Consider the following 749-nt stretch of genomic DNA (forward strand, 5'->3'; position numbering starts at 1 on the left):
GAAGCGCTTTGGCATCACCGCCGATGACAGCGCTGGGGAGCCGCTCTCCGCCACCCCGCCGGCGGTGTATCTGCGCCTGCTCGCCCGCGCCGCGCGGGAGGGCTACGCGCCGCTGCCGCTCCTGGCGCTGCTGAAACATCCGCTCGCCACCGGCGGCATCGCCCCGCTGGCGTTCCGCAGCATGGCCCGCAAGCTGGAGCGCCAGGCCCTGCGCGGCCCGCGCCCGCCGCCGGGGCTGGAGGGGTTGCGCTTCCGGCTGAAGGACGAGCATCAGGCGGAGCGGGATTTCCTCACCCGGCTGGAAGCGTTGCTGGCCCCTCTGGCGCTGCCGGTGGCGGTTTCGCCGGTGGCAGCGCTCACCGCCTTGATCGAGGCCGGGGAGGCGCTGGCGGCGACGCCGGAGGAGCCCGGCCCGGCCCGGCTCTGGCTGGGCGAGGCCGGCAATGCGCTCTCCTCCCTGCTCTCCGAGAGTCTGGTGGCGCTGGCGGAGATGCCGGAGATGGACCCGGCCGATCTGCCGGAGCTGCTTGACGCGCTGATCGCCGGGCAGAGCGTGCGCAAGCCCCGGGCGAAGGACGGGCATCCGCGCATCGCCATCTGGGGCATCCAGGAGGCGGCGTTGCAAAGCGTGGATGTGGCGGTGCTGGGCGGGCTGGTGGAGGGTGTATGGCCATCGCCGGAAGAGCCCGGCCCCTGGCTCTCCCGGCCGATGCGCCGCGCCGCCGGGCTGCCCAGCCCGGAACGTAAGA

The 749-nt window shown here is 74.2% G+C and carries 1 pseudogene; it reads left to right on the plus strand.

What is annotated here, in order from left to right:
* A pseudogene (locus MXAZACID_RS19565) lies at positions 1–749 on the plus strand (double-strand break repair protein AddB); the annotation flags it as partial.

Origin of the sequence: Acidocella sp. MX-AZ02 (assembly GCF_000306035.1) — a bacterium.
GTDB lineage: Bacteria > Pseudomonadota > Alphaproteobacteria > Acetobacterales > Acetobacteraceae > Acidocella > Acidocella facilis.